The following is a 20,125-nucleotide window of genomic DNA, read 5'->3' as shown; positions in this document are numbered from 1 at the left end:
CCAAACGCCGCGCCCGACAGGGGCGCCGCGCGGGCCTTCTCGCGGCGGATCAGGCTACGCGCAACCCCTGCAATCCGGTTGCCGTCTCCAGTTCGCGCTCGGGCAGGACTGCCGGGACGGTATCGCCGAGCACGCTCATTACCGCGCGCGCCGCACGGACGGCGGAGCGCTCCGCGGTCAGTTCGAAGCTGCGCTGGAACAGCGCGCGCTGGACCGGACGATAGCGGTCGTGCTGTGCCACTGCGCGATCGAGCGCGGCGCCGAGGTCCTCGGTGCCGGTGACAACTTCGCCCGCCTGCCAGTGCGCATAGTTCGCATCGCCGTCCCACGGCGTCGCGTGCGCGTCGAGGAACAGGCACGGCCGCGGCGTGTGGAGGAACTCGTACACCTGGCTGCTGACGTCGCCGAGATAGATATCCGCGGCCGCCGTGTAGGTCATGTCGGTCGATGCGGCCGATCCGAGATCGACATGGATGTTCGGCGCGCCGAGGAAGCGCTGCTCGATCACGCCGGCGCGGTCGATCCGGAACTTGTCGATCGTCAGCACGAACTTGCGGTGGAACAGCATGACGTGCGGCGCGAAGATCAGATTGTAGCGGTCGTCGCGCAGGAAATGCTCGAGCACCGCGCGGCCCTGCGCATACCAGGACGACAAATGCGGTGACGGATGTGGGTTGTAGAGCACCGTCGGCTTGCCGTTAGCCTGGAACGGCAGGCGCGGCGCGGGCTCCGGCATCAGGTCGAACTTGGGATAGCCGATCAGGCTCATCCGGTTGAACGGCACGCCGGCCTCGCGGTGCAGGCGCTGGCGGATCTTGCTGCCCGAGACGAGGACGTGATCGAACGTCGCGCTGTGCTTGTTGAAGCCGATCGCGCGGTCGCCCGCACCGTGGCGCGTATGGATGATCTTGAGATCGTCGAGGCCGTAGCGCGTCTTCAGCAGCAGCGATGTCTTCTCGGCGACCACCAGCGCATCGAGCGAGCGGAAGAAATCGAGATTGTCGCGGTAGATACCGATCTTGGTCACCGGCAGCGCCCATTCGAGCGCGCTCGCCAGCGCGCGTGTCGACGCGCGGCGCAGGCCCAGTTCGACCAACGGTACGGTGACGCCGAGCCGCGCGCACAACCGTCGCACTTCGTCGGTCAGCCGCGCGTTGGTGGTGGCGACGACGATCTCCGCATCGGGATAACCCTCGGCCATCGCCAGGGCGGTCGGGAGGGCGTGCGCGACCTGATGAACCTGGTCGTGGTTGAACAGAAAACCGATCTTCATGGCCGATAGACGTTCCCGGCACAGGCTATCCTCACTAAATATTTTGTCATCTCGCCGATCACGCGGAACTTTCCGTTCGTCGGCGCAACGCTGGGCGTCTAAGCGCTCGCGATGCGTTCGCTCTTCCACCGTATGACGTCCCGGCAGGCGGACTCCGCCAAAGCTGGGGCGGGACGCGGCGATCGGTCGGGGCTGTGGCTGGTGTTGGCGAACCTCGGTCACCTGCTCGGCGGCAAGGCGGCGGCGGGCATCATGAGCCTCGTCTACCTCGTGCTGGTGACGCACCGGCTGGGTGCGGCCGATTATGGCGTACTGGTGCTGGTCAACGCCTATGCCGTGCTGATCGGCAGCGTCCTCGCGTTCTCCGGATTCCACGGCGTGGTGCGGTATGGCGGGCTCGCGCTGGAGGCCGGCGACCGTGCCGGGTTCGCGCGGATCGTCCGGTTCATGGCGGTGATCGAACTCGGCTGCGGTGCCGCCGCCGTGGTCGTGGCGGCTCTGCTGGTGCCGCTGATCGGACCACGGCTCGGCTGGTCGCCCGACACGATCCGGATCGCCATTCCCTATTCGCTCGCGGTGATCGCTACGGTCCGCGCGACTCCACAAGGACTGCTGCAGATCGCCGACCGGTTCGACCTGATCGGCATCCACCAGGCGGTATCGCCGCTGATCCGACTGGTCGGCGCACTCGGAGTCTGGTTCGCGGGCGGCGGCCTGATCGGCTTCATCGCCGTCTGGCTGGTGGCTGCCGTCGCCGAGGGGCTAACCATGTGGGGCTTCGGCTGGGTCGCGTGGCGCAAGCTCGCCGCGGGCGAACGGGTTCGCGGACCATGGCGCGGTACGGCGCGCGATACCGAGGGCCTCAAGCGCTTCATCCTCATCACCAATTTCGACATCACGGTCCGGGAGCTCGCGCCGAACCTCGCGCCGTTGACGGTGGGCTGGTTGCTCGGGCCGGCGGCGGCAGGATTGCTCGCATTGACGCAGCGCGCGACGTCGTTGCTCGCCCAGCCGACGGTGCTGCTGAGCCAGGCCAGCTACGCCGTGCTCGCGGCGCAAGTGGCGCGCGGTGATCTCAAGGCGTTGCGGCACACGGTCTGGCGGAGCGCTGGGCTCGCTCTCGCGGTGGCGCTGCCGATCGTGTTGGTCCTCGCTTTCGCAGGCGACCGGTTGCTCGTCACACTGGGTGGCGCAAGCTTCCAAGGTGGCACGGTCCTCCTGATTTTCATCGCCGGAGCACGAGCGGCGGGGCTCGCGAGCGCACCACTGGCCTCGGGACTGACAGCACTCGGACTGCCGGGCCGATCGATGACCATCGGCCTCGTCACCAGCCTCGCGCTCTACCCGCTGCTGCCTGCGATGCTGTGGGCGTTCGGGACCGACGGGGCAGGGTGGCATGCGCTGCTCCAGAACGGCGTCGCGATCGTCGCGCTGGCGGTGCTGTTCCGCCGCGACGCGAACGCCAACCCAGCATGACGCTTGGCGGACTCCGTGCAGTTTTCCTCGCCGAGCGCGCGATGCTGCTGCGATTGCTCGTCGCGCGGCTGGGCAGCGTCGAGGAGGCGGAGGATGCGCTCCAGGATCTGTGGCTGAAGCTGGAGACGGTGACCGGCGGCCCGATCGCCGAACCGCTCGGCTATATCTGCCGGATGGCGAACAACATCGCCGTCGACCGTCGCCGTCGCGCGGCACGGCGGGCGGACCGCGACACCGATTGGCTGGAAACGCAGGCGACCGCCGACGAGCATCCCGATGCCGAACGCGCGTTGATTGCCCGCGAACGGCTCGGGCGGGTCGAGGCGACGCTCGCCGGCCTGCCCGATCGCGTCGCGACCGCGTTCCGGCTCTACCGGTTCGAGGACCTTCCGCAGAAGGCGATCGCCGAGCAGATGGGCATCACCGTCAGTGGCGTCGAGAAACTGCTGCACCGCGCGTATCTGCGAATTCACTTGCAACGGGGCAATTCCGGTGCGGATATCCCGCAGGCAGGACGTCTCACTCATGAGGAGGACCAGCGCGATGGTCGATGAGTGGGGCAAGGACGGCGATTACGGCCCGGGTTACGGCGAACACGCCGCGGCCGAGGCGGTCGCGTGGCACCTCCGCTTGCCGACTGCCGATGGTGGCGCATGGACGGCATTCGCCGACTGGCTGGAGGCCGACCCACAGCATCGACGCGCCTATGACGCGCTGGCGGTTGCGGACGCGGAACTGACCGACGCGCTGTCGCCTCCCGACTGGTCGCAAGCAATACCGCCGGTTGCCGCCAACGACGACCGACCGACACCGCGGCGGCGCTGGGTGATGAGAGCCGTCGGCGGACTGGCGGCGGCGGGGATCGTCGGCGTCATGCTGCCGCTCGAAAACCCGTCGAAAACGGCAGCGCGGATCATCGAGACACCGGCCGGGGTTCGCCGCAGCGTGACACTCGCCGACGGCAGCCGTATCGACCTGAACGGCGGCACCAGGCTCGCGGTTGACGACAGCAGTTCGCGCCTCGTCACGCTGGAACGCGGCGAGGCGATCTTCCGGGTCACGCACGACGTCGCGCATCCGTTCGTCGTCCAGTCGGGGACGATGCGGTTGCAGGACGTCGGCACCGTTTTCAACGTCGCCCGCGTCGGCACGCATCTCGGCGTTCAGGTTGCCGAGGGTGCGGTGATATTCCAGCCTGAACAGGAACGCATCATGCTGACCGCCGGTGCGGCGTTGTCGCATGTCGATGGCGGCGCGCCGCGGATGTCGGGTATCGCGATCGACGATGTCGGCAGTTGGCGTAAAGGCCGGCTCGTGTTCCAGCAGACGCCGGTGCGGCTCGTCGCCGCAGCATTGGAACGCAGTACCGGTACGGTCGTCCGCGTCGCCCCCGGACTGGCGGAAACGCGGTTCACCGGATCGATCGGCGTGACGGGCGGTGCCGACAGCCTGATCCCACGCGCCGCAGCGCTGATCGGCGCTCGAGCGGAGCATATTAATGGCCGCTGGCGTCTGGTCGGAGGCCATGCCGGTCCGTAATTTCAATCTGGCCGTATCGCTTATCGCCGCCACCCTGATTACACCGTCGCTGTCTACGCCCGCTCATGCAGCGGAGCGGCGGGCGATCGCCGTTGCGCCGGGGCCGCTCGATCGCGCGATCGCGGTGCTTGCGCAGCAGGCGGGCGTAGACATCGGCAGTGCGGAGCCTGGTCTGTCGCAGGTCATGACGCGGGGCGTGAAAGGTCGATTGACCGCTGCCGCAGCGCTCGACCAGATGCTCGCAGGCAGCCCGTACACCGCGCAACGACTTGGCGGAGGCAGCTTTAGGATCGTTCGTCGCGCTGTCGTCCGGCAGCCAGTCGCACGCGAACACCAACCGGAGCCAAGACGTCCCCTGACGCCGCCGCCGGTCGAAGTGTCGCCTGAAATCATCGTCACCGCGACAAAGCGCGCGACGTCAAGACTACGCTTTCCCGGCGCGCTCACCATCCTGCGACCGGCAAGCACCGTGAGCATTCGCAACGATGCCGCGAACGGCATGGACGAGGCGATCGCCGCGACGCCGATCCTGCAAAGCACGGCGCTGGGTGCGGGTCGCAACAAGCTGTTCATTCGCGGGGTCGCGGACAGCAGCTTCACCGGACCGACGCAATCGACCGCCAACGTCTATTTCGGGGAGGTGCCGGTCGCCTATAACGGGCCCGAACCGGGGCTGAACCTGTACGACGTCGATCAGGTCGAAGTCCTCGAAGGGCCGCAGGGCACGCTGTACGGCGCAGGCGCGATCGGGGGAATCGTCCGGCTGGTCCCGCACGCGGTGGATCTGTCAGGGGTGTCGGCCAATGTGTCGGGCGGCGTCAGCGCGACCAAGTCGGGCGATCCGGGCGGCGATATCGCCGGGATGGTCAACATACCGATCGAGACGGGCGTCGCTGGCGTACGCGCGGTCGGCTACCGGGTCGTCGAAGGCGGTTATATTGACGATATCCGCCGCGGCCTGCGCAACGTCAACCGCGTTGCGACGACGGGCGGACGCCTGGACGTACGTGTCGTTCCGGCAAGCGGGTGGACGGTCGACGCGGGCGTCGTGATCCAGGATTTGACCGCCCCCGACCTGCAATATGCCGAGCGCGGAATGGGATCGCTCTCCCGCGCGTCCCTGCTGGCGCAGCCGTTCAGCCAGCAATATTTCCTCGGGCGTGTCGTGGTCGACAGGCGTTGGGAGGACGGGCTGCACCTCGTCTCGGCGACCGGGTTCGTCCACCGCGATGCGGAGAGCCGGTTCGACGCCACGCGGCCGATCCGCCCGGACGCGCCGATCGCCTATGACACGGACGAACGCAGCCGTTTGTTCTCGCACGAGACACGAATCTCCCGCGCGAAACCGAACGGCGCCGGTTGGCTGGTCGGCGTCGCGCTCATTCACGCGCGCGACGCCTATGCACGCAAATACGGTGCGCCTGACAAGCTGCGTGACATCGTCGGCGTCACCAATCGGACGCTCAACGCAGCGGTGTTCGGCGAAGCGGGGATCGCGATCAGCCCGGCGTTGACGATCACCGCAGGTGCACGACTGACGCATCAGCGCACCGACGGCGACCCGATCGCCAAACTCAAGACGACGACATACATTCGCGGACTAAGTTCGACCCGACTCGATCCGACACTCGGCGTATCCTGGCTGCTGACCCCGACGCTGGCAGCGTATGCGCGCTACCAATCGGGTTTCCGGACCGGGGGGATCACCGTGGCGCCGGGCGTCGGCCGCGTTACCGATCTCGTTCGCGATACCATTCACGTCGGGGAGATCGGCCTGCGCAAGGAGCGGCATGGACCGCTCGGGCTTTCCGCATCGATCGGTGCATCGCTGACCGACTGGCGGCATATCCAGGCGGACTTGGTCGACAAATCCGGCTTTCCGTTCACCACCAATCTCGGCAACAGCCATATCTATGGGCTTGAGGCGAGCGCCAACTGGGTGCCGCTGTCCGGCTTGAAGATCGACATGGCGATGTTCCTCAACGATACGCGTGTCGCCGATCCCGATCCGGCATTCCGTCGGCAGGTCGGCGCACGGCTGCCCAACACGCCGCCATTCGCGGTGTCGGGAAGCGTCGGCTATGAATGGTCGCTCAGCGCCGATACGCACGTCAGCATCGACGCGGGGTGGCGCTACGTCGGCCGGTCGACCGTCGGGACGCAGGCCCCGCTCGACGTGTCACAGGGGGAATATGGCAGCACGCACCTGGGCGGTACGTGGACGCGCAATACCATTCGTCTGACCGCCACCGTCGAGAATGTGTTCGACGTCAAGGGAGACCGCTTTGCGGGCGGCAACCCGTTCGCGCTGGCGGCGCGTAACGAATACACGCCACTGCGCCCGCGCACGTTCCGGCTGGGCGGCGCGATCGGCTGGTGATCGATCAGCGGATCGGCTGCAGCGATCCGCCTTGCAGGTAGGTGAGGGTGACCGGCACGACCGTCGTACCCGATCCGACACGCACCTGGACGATCTTCGGATCGGGCTTGCGCGAGAACAGCATGTCGAACAGGGTGACGTGCGGGTTGCCCGACGCCCCGCCGCCGTCGCTGCGATCGGTCTTGTCGTTGGCGTTGATGTCGTGGCGCACGTCGACCGCATAGACGCCGGGCCGATCGACCGGCATGCAGATCGCGACCCGGCCTTCGCGCGGCGTCGGAACTTCGGTGCGCAACAGCGTCTTTTTCTTGTCGAAATACGTCGAGGGCGATCCCCCGAATGTGCGGACACGAACGGTTCCGGTGCGCGCCTTGAACCCTTCGACGACGACCAGCATCGCCGGATGGGTACTGCCCGCCGTGCATTTCGCAGCGTCGGGACCGATCGGTTTCAAGGCGGCATTGGGCGTCATCGACAATGCCGCGAGATACAGGGCAATCATGGTTCGTGGCTTTCGACTCTTTCGGATCGGGATGCAACGCGGGCGCGCCGTACCCCGGATCGGTGGATGTGCCACTCGTTACAAGACTACCGCATCTTCAATATCTTATGGCGGACAGTTCGTATCGTTCAAGAGACCTTCGCATGCAGAACATGACGAATTTCTCACGGAACACGGTGGCGGCTTGGACGGTATTTCAGGTCTTCCTGCAGTGCTTTCAAGGATACCGTCATGCGCTTCATTACCCTGCTCGCTCTTCCGCTCCTCGCGATGACGGCGTCGCCCGTACTGGCGAAGGGCTGCATCCGCGGCGCTGCTGCCGGCGGCGTCGGTGGGCATTTCGTCGGTAAGGGACACGCGGTTGCCGGGGCCGCCATCGGGTGCGTCGTTGCGCATCACCACTACGCCAAGCAGGCACGCGCGCAGAAAGCCGCTGCTCGCGCGCACGGCTGACGATCAAGGGTCGCGGACGGTATTCCGCCCGCGACCATTCTCCGTAGTCAGCGGCTATAGCGTCCGATCAACGCGCGCCGTAGCATCCTGTCCTCGAGCGAATAATACAGCGCGATCCGGTCGCCTTCCGCGACGGTTGAGGCGGCGAACGCGATATCCGTCGCTTCGCGGCTCAGCGCGGGTGGCGGCACGAGCAGCGGTTCCAACCCGCGCCCCGTGACCCGCGCGAGATCGGGACTGAAGCTGATCCAGCCGATCCGCCACCGCGCATCGTGCGTCGCGCCATTGTAGAACATCACCGGGTCGGCGCCCTCCACCTGCCAGATCGGCCCGGTCGACAGGTGCCAATTGTCCCAGCTATCCTCACGGATACCGAACGGGTCGGGCAGCACGGTCCATGGGCCCTTCGCAGTGGGTCCGCCTGCCATGCCGATCCGCGACGCGCCATCCGCCGCGTACTCGTAGAACAGCCGCCAGTCACCGGCGCTCGTCTGCACCAGCGTGGCTTCCTTGATGTTGCCCTCGCCCGGGGGCGCCTTGAGGACCAGGTCCTCCTTCACCAGCGCCGTCAGGTCGCGGCCGGCGGCAAGGATCATGCAGCCCTGCGAGCGGTCCGCATCGACGCCGGTGTAATAGATCAGATACTCGTGATCGGGTGTCACCAGGACGGTCGGGTCTTCGCACCCACCCATGTCCTCCGCGCCGGGGCCGGGGGTTATCGCTAAGCCCGGATCCATCGTGAACGACAGGCCGTCGCGGCTTTCGCCGCGGGCAATGATCCCGGTCGGGTCGTGCGCCCCGAGCGGATGGGGAACGCCGCGGACCATGATCCGGTAGAGGTCGCCCTCCTTCCAGACGAACGGGCTCATCAGGTCCATGCCGTCGATCACCGAATTGGCCGATATCGCGACGGTGTCGAGCTGCTCGACAGCGTAGGTGACCATCATGCGCCCTGCGCCACGGTCAGCGACAGCGCGCCGTCGATCGTCACCGTCGTGCCGGTGATATAGTCCGCCGCGGGCGAGAGCAGGAACGTCACGAGCGACGCCACCTCGTCGGGCCGTCCGGCGCGCTTCCACGGGATTGCGGACTCCTTGGCGGCGAGCTCCTGCGGATGATCGAGCGCGGACTGGTTCATCGACGTCAGGATCATGCCCGGCGCGACCCCGTTGACCGCGATGCCCTTCGGCGCAAGTTCGAGCGCCAGCGTCGCGGTCAGTTGCGACAGGCCGCCCTTCGCGGAGTCATAGTCGACGCCGCCGGGTCGCGGGGCACGTTCATGGATCGACGAGATATTGACGATGCGCCCTTTGGTGTCCTTGGCTTCGAGTGCACGCACCATGCGGCGGCAGGTGAGGAACGGGCCGTAGAGGTCGGAGCGGATGACCCGGTCGAACTGGGACAGTTCCATGTCCACCAGCATGACGCCGCTCATGTTGAGGCCCGCGGAGTTGACGAGCAGCGTGACCGTGCCGAACGCAGCTTCTGCCTGCGCGAACAAATGTTCGATCGCGGTCTCGTCGCCAACATCGGCCTGAACGGCGATCGCACGGTCGTTGCTACCGATCGTCGCGCAGACCGCCTGCGCCGCCGCCGCGTCCTTGAAATAGGTGATGACGACACGCGCGCCGGCCTCGCCTAGCGCCTTGGCGCAGGCGGCGCCGATGCCGGATTCACCGCCGGTGACGATAGCGATTTGATCGTTGAAGATGGTCATCCTTCCCCAACAGGCGATGCCACCGCGAGTTGCAGGAAATGGCGGGATGACGCGCTTTTCACCTCTTCGTCATGCGATCCGAAGTCCGCTGGTCAGCGCATCGAGCAGCGCATCAACCTTCGGGCTCAGTTGGCGTCGCCGGGGCCACACCAGATGCAGGGGAAGCCCCTGCGTCGCCAGTTCGGGAAGGACCTCGACCAGGTCGCCACGCGCGAGTTCGTCCTCGATCAGCCAGGTCGCGAGTTGCGCGATACCGAAACCGGCCTTGACCGCGCCGACCTGAGCCTCAGCGCTGCCCAGGACGATGCGGCCATCCATCGCGCGCTCGTCGATACCGTCGGCGCCATCGGCAAAGCGCCACTTGATCGTGCTGCCGTCGCCGCGTCCGTAGAGGATGCAGTCGAACCGCGCGAGATCGTCCGCCGATGCCGGTGTCCCGCGGCGTGCGAGATAGGCGGGGGCGGCGCAGATTATCACGCGCTCGCTGCCGAGATAGCGATGGCCGAGATTGTCCGCCCAGGGCTCCGACGCGCCGATCCGGATCGCGACGTCGATGCCCTCCTCGACGATGTCGATCTTCCGATCGGTGAAGGTGATGCTCGGGCGTAAATTCGGATGGCGTTCGGCGAAGGCGAGCAACAGCGGCATCGCCTGCATCCGCCCGAATGCGATCGGCACGTCGACCTTCAGCCGCCCGACGATCTCCGACCGGTGCGCCGCCAGCACCGCTTCGGCATCGGCGAGATCCTCGAGCACGCGGACGCAGGTCTCGTAGAAGGCGGCCCCGACGTCGGTCAGCGTCAGGCGGCGGGTGGTTCGTTCGAACAGCCGGCTACCTAGCCGCGCCTCAAGCCGAGCGACGCTCTTGCTGACCGCGGAGTTGGTCAGGTTCAGCCGCACGCCGGCCGCGGTGAAGCTGCCGGCGTCGGCGGTACAGACAAAGGCTTCGATGCCCTTGAGGCGTTCGGAGGGGATCATGCGAGTCCATTCTGGAATTATTGTCCCGCCATACGCGAAAACATGCCGCAGGACGTCGCTTTTCGTCGCGCGTAGAGACGACAGCTACAGGAGTTTGCCAATGTCGTCCCCCGTTCGTCCCATCGCTGCCGCGCCGCCCGGTGCTAAATCCGCAGGGCATGGCCTGGCCGTGCTGCTGCTGGCGATCTCCGCCTTCGTGATCGTCACGACCGAGTTCATCATCGTCGGCCTGCTCCCGAGCCTGTCGCGCGACCTCGGCATCTCGATCACCGTCGCGGGGCAACTCGTGACGCTGTTCGCGTTCACCGTGATGCTCGCCGGCCCGTTCCTGACCGCGATGCTGTCGCATTTCGAGCGCAAAAAGCTGTTCGTCGTGATCCTCGTGATCTTCGCCGCCGCCAACGCACTCGCCGCGGCCGCGCCGGACATCTGGGTGCTGGGTCTCGCGCGGTTCCTGCCGGCGCTGGCGCTGCCGGTGTTCTGGGGGACGGCGAGCGAAACCGCAGGCGAACTCGCGGGCCCCGAGAAGGCGGGCAAGGCGGTCGCCAACGTCTATCTCGGCATTTCCGGCGCGATGGTGCTCGGCATTCCGCTCGGGACGCTCGCATCGACCGCTTTCGGCTGGCGCGGGACGTTCTGGGGATTGTCGGGACTATCGCTGCTGATGGCGGTGCTGTTGCTCGTCGTGATGCCGACGCTGGCCCGCCCCGCGCGCGTCAAGCTAGCCGAACAGGCACGCATCCTGAAGGACCCGTATTTCCTCGGCAACGTCGTGCTGTCGGTGATCGTCTTCACCGCGATGTTCACCGCCTATACCTATCTCGCCGACACGCTGGAGCAGATCGCGCACATTCCGGCGGGGCAGGTGGGCTGGTGGCTGATGGGCTTCGGCATCGTCGGTCTCGCTGGCAACTGGCTGGGCGGACAGTTCGTCGGTCGCGGACCACTGCTGGTGACGGCGATCACGTCGCTGGTGTTGGCGGTCGGCATGGCGGCGACGACGTTGGTCGCGGGTTCGCATGCCTGGCTCGCGGTGGCGCTTGCCGTCTGGGGGATTGCCAACACCGCGCTCTACCCGATCTGCCAGGTCCGCGTGATGCAGTCGGCGAGCCACGCGCAGGCACTGGCCGGTACGCTCAACGTGTCGATGGCCAATGCCGGCATCGGTCTCGGTGCGATCATCGGCGGCTCGGTGATCCAGCATCTCGGGCTCGGCGCGGTCGGCTATGTCGCCGCCGCGATCGCCATCCTCGCGGTGCTTGTTACGCCGATAGTCAACCGGCTGAAGACCCGGAGCATCGCGTAACGATCGGGTTTCGTGCGGGAATTTACGCACCCGCCGGACCCTGCATTCTGTCTTCGCGCGTTCGACCCTTCCGTCATCAGGAACCCAGTCATGCCCAAAGCCTCGACCACGACCGACTATGCACAGCGCGATGCCAGCATCGTCATCAACAGCTACACGACGGTATTGCGCCGTCCCCGCGTACCACACGAGGTATTCGCGACCTATTGGCGCGATGTCCACGGTCCGCTCTGTTCGCGCATCCCGGGGCTCGGCTGGTACGTTCAGAACCATCTGGATCGCGAGCAGGACGCGCACCTCTGGCCGGTGATCGACGGTATCGCGCCGTTTGCCGACTATGAACTCGACGGCGGAGTCGAGATCGGCTTTGCATCGAAGGCGGACCAGGACGTCTTCAACGCCGCGAGCCACATCCTGTTCGCCGACGAACAGAACATGTTCGCTGCCACCGTCGCCTATGCGCTGCCCAACGGGTCGCGCACGCTGGTCGACCGGATCGCGGATCCGATCCCCAATGGCGACGACGGCTTCGACCGTATCCACGTCCATTTCGGCGCGGCAACCGACGATGCGGACGCGTTCGGTGGGTTTATGACCGAGTTTGCCCGGACGCTCGCCGCTGACCCTGCGGTGCTGAAACTGCGGCTGCACCTGCCGGACCGCTACGACAACGCCGAGCCCGCGCCGCCCGCACCCAACGTCGATCATCTCGTGCCGACCGAGCGTGCGCTGATCGCGGTGATCGAACTGGCCTTTGAGACTCCGCTCACCCGCCGCGCTTTCTTCGAGTCCGACACGTTCGTCGGTACTCAAGCTGCGCAGAAGGCGAACATCGCGCATGTCCAGGCGTACGCGGTCAGCGGGGTCTACACCTATGTCCGCGACAAGCAGCTGACGACTGCCGGCTTGCGGGGCAGCCGTCAGGCGCAGTTGATCGAGCGGCTCGGCGCCAACAACCAGGTAGCGGACGACGTGCGTCACCTGATGCATACGGGCTCGACCGAGTAGCGGATCAGGCGTGCGGGAGGTCGTCGTTGATCGGCGCGCCGATGGTGACGCGGAGGCCGGGATCGTTGTCGGTCTCGTCGATCGTGCCGGACAGCCGCGCGACCATCGACGTGAGCATCCGCGACCCGAACCCGGTCCCGGAACTCGCCTTCCCACGACCGCGATCGGCGACGATCAACCGGAAGCGGTTGCGATGCTGTTCTAGCGCGATCGTGATCGGTCCCGACGCGCCTGCATAAGCGTATTTATTGGCGTTGATCACCAGTTCGGTCAGGATCAGCCCGACGCTGACCGCACGATCGGTGGAGATCAGGATCGGCGCGAGTTCGAACTCGATCTGGCCGCCCCATGACGTGTCCATCGTCGATTTGATCTCGGTACACAGGTCGCCGATGTACCGCGCGAGATCGACCGCCTGGACGTGCTCGTCGGAATGCAGTCGGCGGTGGACCATCGCGACCGCCGAGAGCCGACGCTGCGCCTCCGCCAGATGCGCGGTCAGCACGTCGTCGCCGACCGCCCGCGCCTGAAGGCCGAGAAACGCGGAGACGAGCTGCAGGCTGTTCTGGACGCGGTGATGGACCTCCTTGATGAGATAGTCCTTCTGCAGCAACAGGCTCTCATTGTCGGCGATCGTGGCGGTCAGCTCGCGGTTCACCTCGAACAGGCGACGGTTCTGGCGGGCATCGAACATCGTCCGCTTCAGCCGCCCGGCCGCCTCGATCTCGAACAAGGTCCACGGTACCGATCGGCCGCGAACCGCCTCGCTCCAGCTTTCGAACGAGGCGCGCGGTGTCAACGGGATGTGAGGATCGACGCCCAGATCCTTGTGCGGGTTGCCGGCCCAGTTCATCACCTCGATCTGCTCGGCGCGAAACCAGATCAGGATCGTCGGCTCGTCGGTCGACATCGTCACCGCGAGCACGCCGCTGGCGAGGTCCTGGAAACCGGTGGCTGCGGGCAGCTGTTCCGACAACCGGTCGGTCGAGAAGGGGAGCGCCCGGCCGAGATCGATGACATGAGCGGCGACCGCGCGGATGTCGTCATGGCGCGGCGAGCGACCAGCGACGAACAATTCGGTTCCGCGAACCGCCGCGAAACTGTCGGCGCCCAGCATCCGGCACATGTCGTCGCCCGCGGTCGCGAAGAAGCCGGCGAGCGAAATGTCGCTGCCGAGCCGAAGCACGACCGCGTCTTCCGCGGTGCGGAGACGGATACGCTCTCGGTAGAGCTCGGCATCCTCCTTCGCGCGGATCTGGCGGGCAAGGCTCCCGGCGAGCGCACGGCAGGCCATCCGGACGTGCAGTGGCAGGAACTTCGGCGTCGGATGGTGGCAGGCGACAAGTCCCCACAGCGCGCCGTCGCGGACGATCGACACCGACGCCGACGCCGCAACGCCCATGTTGGCGAGATATTGCAGGTGGATCGGCGATACGCTGCGCAGCGCGAGATCGCTCATGTCGAGCGGCGTCGCACCGGCTGGACGGAGCAATGCCGGTTCATAGGCGATGTCGGGAATGATGCGGACGCGGTTCCGAACGTACAGCGCGCGCGCCTGTTTCGGGATGTCGGACGCCGGGAAATGCTGGTTCAGGAAACTGCCGAGCGCGGCATCGCGGTCCTCGGCCAGGACGACCCCGGCGTCATCGTCGAGAAAGCGGTACAGCATCACCCGGTCGAACCCGGTTAATTGGCGAAACGTCCTGGCGGCGCGTTCGCACAGTTCGCGCAGGCCGAACGCCTGTTCGAACGTTGCCGCGGCTTCCTCCATCTCCACCAGCACGTCGATCGGGGACGGCATCGCTATGGGGGCGGGCTCGAGTTCGACGACGATGGTGTTCGATACGCGGTGCGCAATCGCGTCGAACGGCGTTTCGGTGCCGACGATCCGCGCGAGCACGACCGTGCTGGCGTTGGGCTTGGCCGCGAGTTGCGCCGAGACGGGCTGGCCGAGAAGGTCGTCGAGGTTCGCGCCAAGCCAATGCGGCGCCAGCAATTTTTCGATGTCGCCCGCGCCCGCCATGATCTTGAAGGTGCAGGCGTCGGCGACGAGGACGAGGCCGTGCGGCTGGATCGATCCTGGCCGGTGGATCGGTTCGCGGTCGCAGGCAGAAACGTCCGGGCCGTGCGATCGTGCACCGCCGTCTATCGCCTCGGGTAGAGAACCAGGCATGGCGTGTGCAATCCAGACGGAGGCGATCCGACACCGTAATGGGCCGTATCGTTACGCTAACGATACAGAAGCCGTCGGTAGGATCTTGTCAACGACCTGGATCAGCCGGAGAATACTTATTACGTTGTCGGCACATGCAGTCTTGAGTGTCTACTTTTCAACGCGATCGCTAGACTATCGTGCGAAGCAGGCGTCCATTGCCACGACCCGCGCCGCGCCGTCGGTATGCGTCGCGTCACCTGGATAGTAGCGCATCGTTACCGCGAGCTTCGAGAGTTCGTCTCGTGTGAGCCAGCCCTGGATCTTGCCCTGTTGCACCGCCCAGCAATCGGCGGCGGCTTCGCCCGGCCCGAAGATCTGGTGCGCGCATTCGTGCGTGTACCAAAAGAGTTGCTGTGCGCGCGGCAAGTCGAGGACGCGCGGGTGAAGGATGATGCGACCCTTGTACGCAGCGGCGATGTCGTTGATCGGCTGGATCATCGTGTCGACCGGTCCGCAGGTCGCGCGGTAGCCGGCGAGCAGGAGCGCGCCCGGCAATACCACCGTCTGCGCGGCCGAGGGTTGCGGGATGACTGCGAGGAACGCCGCGGCGGCGCCGGCGAGAAGATTTTGGAACATGACTATCCTGGCCCCGCGAGGCGCGAGGACGAGCAAGAGCAGATTTGGGGAAGCGTTGGTGGGTCGAGCGTTTGGCGCGCGACCCGCGAGCGCCTACCGAAAGCGCTCGGTCTCCCGGTTCTTGATCCGCTGCGAGACGCGCTGGTCCTGTGCTTCCGCGGCAACCGCCGTCGCCATCGCGCAGGCAGCGCCGCGCTGGAATGCGGCGGTCGATCGCGGTCTATCCGCCAGGGGGGCGCGCGTGCCGGACCGCAGTCCCGCACCCACGAGATACCTCGTGTTCATGGTAAGTCTCCGCCGATGTCGTTCAATCGCGTCACCCAGGGCTCACGCCGGCAGCGTAGCGGGGGATGTTCCCGAACTCTTCGGTAGGTGCGACTTATGCGCATCCATGAGGGCTGCGGTTCGCGATGTAGTCGCGCAACCGGCCTAACCTATGTTGGTCGTACATGATAAACGTCGGTTATCTGATAAGGATGCACGTTGTACGAAACTTAACCTGCTTTATAGATCCAGGTCATAATTCTCATTGCGATTCTTGTGAGTATTGCGGACCTTATGACTAATATTGACAGCCCAGGCGCCAATTCGGACGCGCGATCCACCGATCGTCGCGATGGTCAAATCGAAGCGCTCGGCAGGGCGAACTCTGCCGAGCAGGTGCGCGATCGGATCCTGTGCTATCCCGGCGCGGTCCGAATGCCGGCGAACGGCATGGAGCTTTATATCGTTCGCGATTTTCTCACGCTCGACGAATGCGCCGCGGTGATCGCGCTCATCGAGGCCAATCGCGTGCCGTCGCCGGTCGTCGGCGATGCCCCGGTGTCTCCGCACCGTACCAGCGAGACGTGCTACCTCTATCCCGGCCCCGCGCCCGTGACTGCGGTCGAGACAAAGCTCGACCTGCTGACGGGGCTCGAGCCGCGCTACGGCGAAGCGTTGCAGGGGCAGCGTTATGCGGTCGGGCAGGAGTTCAAGCCGCATCACGACTTCTTCGATACCGAACAGCCCTATTGGCTGGATCAGGTGACGATGGGCGGCCAGCGGACCTGGTCGGCGATGACCTTCCTCAACGAGCCCGAGGCGGGGGGGCGGACGAACTACCCGACCGCGGGGGTGATGATCGCGCCGAAAGCGGGCAATCTGGTGATCTGGAACAACATGGACGAGTATGGCGCGCCGAACCCGGTATCGCTCCACCAGGGCATGCCGGTCGAGCAGGGCGTGAAGTACGTCCTGACGAAATGGTATCGCGAACGGCCTTGGTGCCAGTGACGCGCCGAACCTCCTGATCCTTCCTTGGTGGAGAATCAGGCGTCAGTTTGGGACGGCGAACACGGTCCGGAGCGGTTTCGTTTCTGGCAGAATATAAACGATTCCGACGGTGCCGGTGAACAATGGCTTCACCACATCGTCGTAAAATCCCGGCGGCACATTCACGCAGCCATATGAGATCCGGTTGTCGCTCGGTGTCGCCGATGCGAGCCGTCCGGCGCGATCGTCGACGCGTCGCCCCTTGATCACGCGGTGCAGCGACAGCGCGGCATCATAGTCGATCCAAAGGATATCCTGTTCGAAATCGCGTCCTAGCGAGGCTTGGAAGCGACCCGCCGGCGTGGTGCGCTCGGCGGGCGTAATGGTCGCGAGCTTACGTTGGCCGATACCCGGCACGCTGACGTCCCCACGTGCCATACCGAGCAACGCCGGCGCCCGCCCGCGTAAATTGCCGCGGCCATCGAACGCGAGCACGACCGCATTCACCTTGTCGATCACCACGAACGGCAGCGCGTGATTGTCGTGCGACGTCGACACCCAGTTCACCGTGTCGCGCACGTCGTCGGACGTCGCCACGCCCCCGAACCGGCCACCATCGTCCGGCGCAGCGGTCGCGACAATAGCAGTCGGCGAGGGGGAGGCCGCGATGCCCGGTACGGCGGCGCCGCTCGCAACGATTCCCCAGCCTAGCAGTGCCTGCCAGTTCGCAAACCAGCGAGCGGGCGCCGAGACGCTGCGCCGCGTGGTCCCGATCATCTCAATGACGCGCCTGCTTCCGCGGATAATTGGGCACGGCTGGCGTGTTGGGCGGCGTAGGCTGCACGAACGGGCGTTCGACGACCGGTTGCACGACCTGCGGCGTTTCGGGCGTTTCTACGATCACGGTGCCGGGCCGTTCTGGCGTCGGATACGTCACGCCACCCTCGACCACCTCGATCGTCGGCGGCGTCGGTACGCGCACCGTCACCGGCGGAACCTCCAGAAACGGCCGCGTAGCATTGGGCAGGTTCGGAACAGGGGTAAGGGGCGGCGTCGCGGTAGGGGGCGGCGCGAGTACTGGCGGAGGCGTCGGGGTTGGCGTCGGCGTTGGTGCCGGTGCTGGAGCAGGCGATGGTGCCGGAGCGGGCGCTGGTGCCGGAGCAGGCGCTGGTGCAGGGGCGGGCGCTGGTGCCGGGGCAGGCGCTGGAGCCGGGGCAGGCGCAGGCGCTGGTGCTGGAGCCGGAGCCGGAGCAGGCGCTGGTGCTGGAGCAGGCGCTGGTGCCGGGGCAGGCGCTGGTGCCGGGGCAGGCGCTGGAGCCGGGGCGGGCGCTGGTGCTGGAGCAGGCGCTGGTGCTGGAGCGGGCGCCGGTGCTGGCGCCGGGGCGGGCGCTGGCGCAGGTGCGGCAGCCGTAATCGTCCCCGTCGTCCGGAACCCGGCGACGCAACAGGAGCTCGCCAGCGCATACTGGTTCGCGTTCGCGCCGGTCAGCGTGTAGCCGCTGAAGCTGACGCCGATGCCCGTGCCTTCGCCGGTGCTGTCGAACGTCGCGGTCGCGTTCGGGCCGGCGACCAGCGATACGCCGATCGGCGTACCCGAGGTGCCGTTGGTGTTGAACCCGCTCAGCACCGCCGCATTGGTGCCGTCGGCAACCTTCTGCGCGGTCGGGAACAGCAGCATGCGCTGGGTGATCGCTGCGCCTTCGGTCAGGACGAACTCGGTCGAGAAGTCGGTCGGCGTGGTGTACGATACCGGGTTGTAGTTGATCGACACCGGTGCCGCGGTGACGGTGGTCGGCGGCGACAGCGCGGAGAACACGATCGTGCCGCCGTTGACGCCGGGGCCAGTGCCGTCCGACCCTGCGATCAGCGTAAGGCCGACGGGAAGACCCAGGCTCTGCGCCGGGATCGTCGTGCCGCGGGTCAGCGTCACCGCCGCGTCGATCATCACGTCATGGCCTGCGCACAAGGCGATGTTGCCGTCGGTCGTGGTGATCGCGTGAAACACCTGAACATTGCGCCCGGCGTTGAGCAGGATGCTGCCGTTGGTCGTGGTTAGGTCCGCGTTGACGTTCACGTCGCGACCACAGCAGGCGACGATATTACCGTTTGTCGCGGTGATCGGCGCGTTGATGTTGACGTCGCGAAATGCGTTCATCGTCAGCGTCGTCGGCACGCCCGACGCGGTCCACGCAACCGCATCGTTGACGAAGATGTCGCCGTTGCCGGTGGTCGTGTCGCCCGCCGCGGGGATCGTGCTGATCGTGATGCTGGTCGTCACGAGCTGCGCCGACAGCGTCGCGCCCGAAATGTTGCCGCCCGCGCCGATCACGTAATCCTGCGGATCGATCAGCCACATGCCGGTCGTGCCGGACCGCGCGAAGGTCGAGACCTTAGCGCTATCGGCGACGTTGACGGTCGCTGCCGACGTCTCGATGAAGCCGCCATTGCCGCCGACCGGAGCACTCGCGTCGAGCGTGCCGGCGAGACCGACCGTGCCGGTCTTCATGTCGCCGAGCAGCAGGATCGTACCGCCGCGGTTCTGCAACGTACGCGCCTCGACGATGCCGGTGTTGTTGACCGCGGTGTGGAGCAGGTCGCCGGCCCCTTGCGCGGTCATCACGACCTTGCCGCCGTCGGCGCGGATCAGCCCGCCGTTGCGGACCAGCGCGCCGACCGCACCCTTGTCGACCGCGACGTTGAGTAGCCCGTCGCCCGCCACGTCGAGCGTGATCGCCTCGCCGCCCGCCAGCACGACAGTGCCGAAATTCGCCTTGATCGTGCCGCCGTTGCCGATGTTCGCGCCGAGCAGCGCGACATACCCGTTCTTCGCGGTGATCGTGCCGTCGTTCTGTACCGACGCGCTGCTCGTGCCTGCAAAACTGTTCTTGCCCGCAAGGAAATCAGCGTCGGAGATGTTCAGCGTCGAGGCGACCAACCCGCCGACGTTCACGTTCGCGGTCTGGCCGAACAGGATGCCGTTCGCGTTGACCAGGAACACCTTCCCGTTCGCCGACAGATTGCCGAGGATCACCGAAGGGTCCGAACCAAGCACGCGGTTCAGTGCGACCGAGCTGCTGGTCGGCTGCTCGAAGACGACGCTCTTGCCCTTGCCGATCGAGAAGGACTGCCAGTTGATCGCCGCGCGGTCGCTGGTCTGCGACACGGTTAACGACTTGGTGCCGGTCGCGATGCTCGCCTGGCCCGCGACGACTTCGCCGCCCGTCGGCAGCGTCTGCGCCTCGACCGGGCGCGCAGCCATTGTGCCGGCGAGGCTGAACCCCATTAGCCAGGCGAACCGCGCGAGGCCGGTCGTCCCGAACAATCCGCCGCGCTTGGTGCGCGTGACGGTGGGAGCGGGGCGACTAGTGTTTCTGATCGACGAAGGGATGGGGGTCATGTGCGGTATCCTCGGTGGCGGCGCATGGCCGCTGAATTTGGGGGGGCTGGT

The 20,125-nt window shown here is 66.4% G+C and carries 18 protein-coding genes; 8 read left to right on the top strand and 10 right to left on the bottom strand.

What is annotated here, in order from left to right; genetic code table 11:
- Nucleotides 1–49: 49 nt before the first annotated feature.
- Nucleotides 50–1,273 (bottom strand): hypothetical protein, encoded by a 1,224-nt coding sequence (locus tag C8J42_RS09630; RefSeq protein ID WP_243644240.1) that lies wholly within the window; start codon nt 1,271–1,273, stop codon nt 50–52.
- Nucleotides 1,274–1,405: 132 nt separating this feature from the next.
- On the opposite strand from C8J42_RS09630, the gene C8J42_RS09625 reads away from it, so the two are divergent.
- Genes C8J42_RS09625 through C8J42_RS09610 form a run of 4 tightly spaced genes read left to right on the top strand, consistent with a single transcriptional unit; the run spans nt 1,406 to nt 6,668 of the window.
- Nucleotides 1,406–2,749: a lipopolysaccharide biosynthesis protein gene (locus tag C8J42_RS09625; protein WP_243644238.1), complete on the top strand. Its 1,344-nt coding sequence runs from the start codon at nt 1,406–1,408 to the stop codon at nt 2,747–2,749.
- The gene (locus C8J42_RS09620) at nt 2,746–3,303 is read left to right on the top strand and encodes an RNA polymerase sigma factor (RefSeq protein WP_243644236.1); all 558 of its coding nucleotides are present in this window, start codon (nt 2,746–2,748) and stop codon (nt 3,301–3,303) included. Before C8J42_RS09625 ends, C8J42_RS09620 begins: the two co-directional genes overlap by 4 nt.
- Nucleotides 3,275–4,288, top strand: coding sequence for a FecR domain-containing protein (locus C8J42_RS09615; RefSeq protein WP_133019808.1), 1,014 nt, complete (start codon nt 3,275–3,277; stop codon nt 4,286–4,288). Before C8J42_RS09620 ends, C8J42_RS09615 begins: the two co-directional genes overlap by 29 nt.
- Complete coding sequence (locus C8J42_RS09610) at nt 4,248–6,668, top strand: TonB-dependent receptor (RefSeq protein ID WP_133019807.1); 2,421 nt, start codon at nt 4,248–4,250, stop codon at nt 6,666–6,668. The genes C8J42_RS09615 and C8J42_RS09610 overlap by 41 nt, the downstream gene beginning before the upstream one ends.
- A 4-nt stretch (nt 6,669–6,672) precedes the next feature.
- Here the strand turns inward: C8J42_RS09610 and C8J42_RS09605 are convergent, their stop codons facing one another.
- Nucleotides 6,673–7,170 (bottom strand): DUF2141 domain-containing protein, encoded by a 498-nt coding sequence (locus C8J42_RS09605; protein ID WP_243644235.1) that lies wholly within the window; start codon nt 7,168–7,170, stop codon nt 6,673–6,675.
- 231 nt (nt 7,171–7,401) lie between these two features.
- On the opposite strand from C8J42_RS09605, the gene C8J42_RS09600 reads away from it, so the two are divergent.
- On the top strand, nt 7,402–7,623 hold the full coding sequence (locus tag C8J42_RS09600) for a hypothetical protein (protein ID WP_056481571.1): 222 nt from the start codon (nt 7,402–7,404) through the stop codon (nt 7,621–7,623).
- 47 nt (nt 7,624–7,670) lie between these two features.
- Here the strand turns inward: C8J42_RS09600 and C8J42_RS09595 are convergent, their stop codons facing one another.
- The 3 genes from C8J42_RS09595 to C8J42_RS09585 form a co-directional block, all read right to left on the bottom strand.
- Nucleotides 7,671–8,570 (bottom strand): glycosidase, encoded by a 900-nt coding sequence (locus tag C8J42_RS09595; protein ID WP_243644233.1) that lies wholly within the window; start codon nt 8,568–8,570, stop codon nt 7,671–7,673.
- Nucleotides 8,567–9,340: a glucose 1-dehydrogenase gene (locus C8J42_RS09590; RefSeq protein ID WP_133019806.1), complete on the bottom strand. Its 774-nt coding sequence runs from the start codon at nt 9,338–9,340 to the stop codon at nt 8,567–8,569. The genes C8J42_RS09595 and C8J42_RS09590 overlap by 4 nt, the downstream gene beginning before the upstream one ends.
- A 69-nt stretch (nt 9,341–9,409) precedes the next feature.
- On the bottom strand, nt 9,410–10,318 hold the full coding sequence (locus tag C8J42_RS09585; RefSeq protein WP_133019805.1) for a LysR family transcriptional regulator: 909 nt from the start codon (nt 10,316–10,318) through the stop codon (nt 9,410–9,412).
- Between the two features lie 100 nt (nt 10,319–10,418).
- On the opposite strand from C8J42_RS09585, the gene C8J42_RS09580 reads away from it, so the two are divergent.
- Both C8J42_RS09580 and C8J42_RS09575 read left to right on the top strand, forming a co-directional pair.
- A complete protein-coding gene (locus tag C8J42_RS09580; protein WP_133019804.1) occupies nt 10,419–11,624 on the top strand; it encodes an MFS transporter in 1,206 nt (401 codons plus the stop codon).
- 90 nt (nt 11,625–11,714) lie between these two features.
- A complete protein-coding gene (locus C8J42_RS09575; RefSeq protein WP_133019803.1) occupies nt 11,715–12,632 on the top strand; it encodes a hypothetical protein in 918 nt (305 codons plus the stop codon).
- Nucleotides 12,633–12,636: 4 nt separating this feature from the next.
- Here C8J42_RS09575 and C8J42_RS09570 read toward each other — a convergent pair whose 3' ends face one another.
- From C8J42_RS09570 to C8J42_RS09560, 3 genes are all read right to left on the bottom strand, one after another.
- Nucleotides 12,637–14,805: a histidine kinase dimerization/phosphoacceptor domain -containing protein gene (locus C8J42_RS09570; RefSeq protein ID WP_133019802.1), complete on the bottom strand. Its 2,169-nt coding sequence runs from the start codon at nt 14,803–14,805 to the stop codon at nt 12,637–12,639.
- 174 nt (nt 14,806–14,979) lie between these two features.
- A complete protein-coding gene (locus C8J42_RS09565) occupies nt 14,980–15,423 on the bottom strand; it encodes a hypothetical protein (RefSeq protein WP_133019801.1) in 444 nt (147 codons plus the stop codon).
- A 93-nt stretch (nt 15,424–15,516) separates the two neighbouring features.
- Nucleotides 15,517–15,708, bottom strand: coding sequence for a hypothetical protein (locus C8J42_RS09560; RefSeq protein ID WP_133019800.1), 192 nt, complete (start codon nt 15,706–15,708; stop codon nt 15,517–15,519).
- Between the two features lie 273 nt (nt 15,709–15,981).
- Here C8J42_RS09560 and C8J42_RS09555 point away from each other — a divergent pair, with 273 nt between their 5' ends.
- Nucleotides 15,982–16,698 carry a 2OG-Fe(II) oxygenase gene (locus tag C8J42_RS09555; protein ID WP_133019799.1) on the top strand — a complete coding sequence of 239 codons (717 nt, stop codon included), beginning with the start codon at nt 15,982–15,984 and terminating at the stop codon, nt 16,696–16,698.
- A 42-nt stretch (nt 16,699–16,740) separates the two neighbouring features.
- On the opposite strand, the gene C8J42_RS09550 is transcribed toward C8J42_RS09555, so the two are convergent.
- Both C8J42_RS09550 and C8J42_RS09545 read right to left on the bottom strand, forming a co-directional pair.
- Nucleotides 16,741–17,454, bottom strand: a complete 714-nt coding sequence (locus C8J42_RS09550; RefSeq protein WP_207897092.1) for a L,D-transpeptidase — start codon at nt 17,452–17,454, stop codon at nt 16,741–16,743.
- Between the two features lies 1 nt (nt 17,455).
- Nucleotides 17,456–20,074, bottom strand: a complete 2,619-nt coding sequence (locus C8J42_RS09545) for a filamentous hemagglutinin N-terminal domain-containing protein (protein ID WP_133019798.1) — start codon at nt 20,072–20,074, stop codon at nt 17,456–17,458.
- Between the last annotated feature and the right edge of the window lie 51 nt (nt 20,075–20,125).

The organism is Sphingomonas sp. PP-CE-1A-559, from assembly GCF_004340965.1.
Lineage (GTDB): Bacteria > Pseudomonadota > Alphaproteobacteria > Sphingomonadales > Sphingomonadaceae > Sphingomonas.
This window is presented reverse-complemented; position numbering and strand designations above follow the sequence as displayed.

Bases quoted from the DNA above. Each gene is read 5' to 3' on its own strand.
- C8J42_RS09550 (WP_207897092.1), bottom strand. From the start codon at position 17,454: ATGATCGGGACCACGCGGCGCAGCGTCTCGGCGCCCGCTCGCTGGTTT.
- C8J42_RS09585 (WP_133019805.1), bottom strand. From the start codon at position 10,318: ATGATCCCCTCCGAACGCCTCAAGGGCATCGAAGCCTTTGTCTGTACC.
- C8J42_RS09565 (WP_133019801.1), bottom strand. From the start codon at position 15,423: ATGTTCCAAAATCTTCTCGCCGGCGCCGCCGCGGCGTTCCTCGCAGTC.
- C8J42_RS09570 (WP_133019802.1), bottom strand. From the start codon at position 14,805: ATGCCTGGTTCTCTACCCGAGGCGATAGACGGCGGTGCACGATCGCAC.
- C8J42_RS09600 (WP_056481571.1), top strand. From the start codon at position 7,402: ATGCGCTTCATTACCCTGCTCGCTCTTCCGCTCCTCGCGATGACGGCG.
- C8J42_RS09590 (WP_133019806.1), bottom strand. From the start codon at position 9,340: ATGACCATCTTCAACGATCAAATCGCTATCGTCACCGGCGGTGAATCC.
- C8J42_RS09595 (WP_243644233.1), bottom strand. From the start codon at position 8,570: ATGATGGTCACCTACGCTGTCGAGCAGCTCGACACCGTCGCGATATCG.
- C8J42_RS09610 (WP_133019807.1), top strand. From the start codon at position 4,248: ATGGCCGCTGGCGTCTGGTCGGAGGCCATGCCGGTCCGTAATTTCAAT.
- C8J42_RS09620 (WP_243644236.1), top strand. From the start codon at position 2,746: ATGACGCTTGGCGGACTCCGTGCAGTTTTCCTCGCCGAGCGCGCGATG.
- C8J42_RS09575 (WP_133019803.1), top strand. From the start codon at position 11,715: ATGCCCAAAGCCTCGACCACGACCGACTATGCACAGCGCGATGCCAGC.
- C8J42_RS09615 (WP_133019808.1), top strand. From the start codon at position 3,275: ATGAGGAGGACCAGCGCGATGGTCGATGAGTGGGGCAAGGACGGCGAT.
- C8J42_RS09630 (WP_243644240.1), bottom strand. From the start codon at position 1,273: ATGAAGATCGGTTTTCTGTTCAACCACGACCAGGTTCATCAGGTCGCG.
- C8J42_RS09560 (WP_133019800.1), bottom strand. From the start codon at position 15,708: ATGAACACGAGGTATCTCGTGGGTGCGGGACTGCGGTCCGGCACGCGC.
- C8J42_RS09555 (WP_133019799.1), top strand. From the start codon at position 15,982: ATGACTAATATTGACAGCCCAGGCGCCAATTCGGACGCGCGATCCACC.
- C8J42_RS09605 (WP_243644235.1), bottom strand. From the start codon at position 7,170: ATGATTGCCCTGTATCTCGCGGCATTGTCGATGACGCCCAATGCCGCC.
- C8J42_RS09625 (WP_243644238.1), top strand. From the start codon at position 1,406: ATGACGTCCCGGCAGGCGGACTCCGCCAAAGCTGGGGCGGGACGCGGC.
- C8J42_RS09580 (WP_133019804.1), top strand. From the start codon at position 10,419: ATGTCGTCCCCCGTTCGTCCCATCGCTGCCGCGCCGCCCGGTGCTAAA.
- C8J42_RS09545 (WP_133019798.1), bottom strand. From the start codon at position 20,074: ATGACCCCCATCCCTTCGTCGATCAGAAACACTAGTCGCCCCGCTCCC.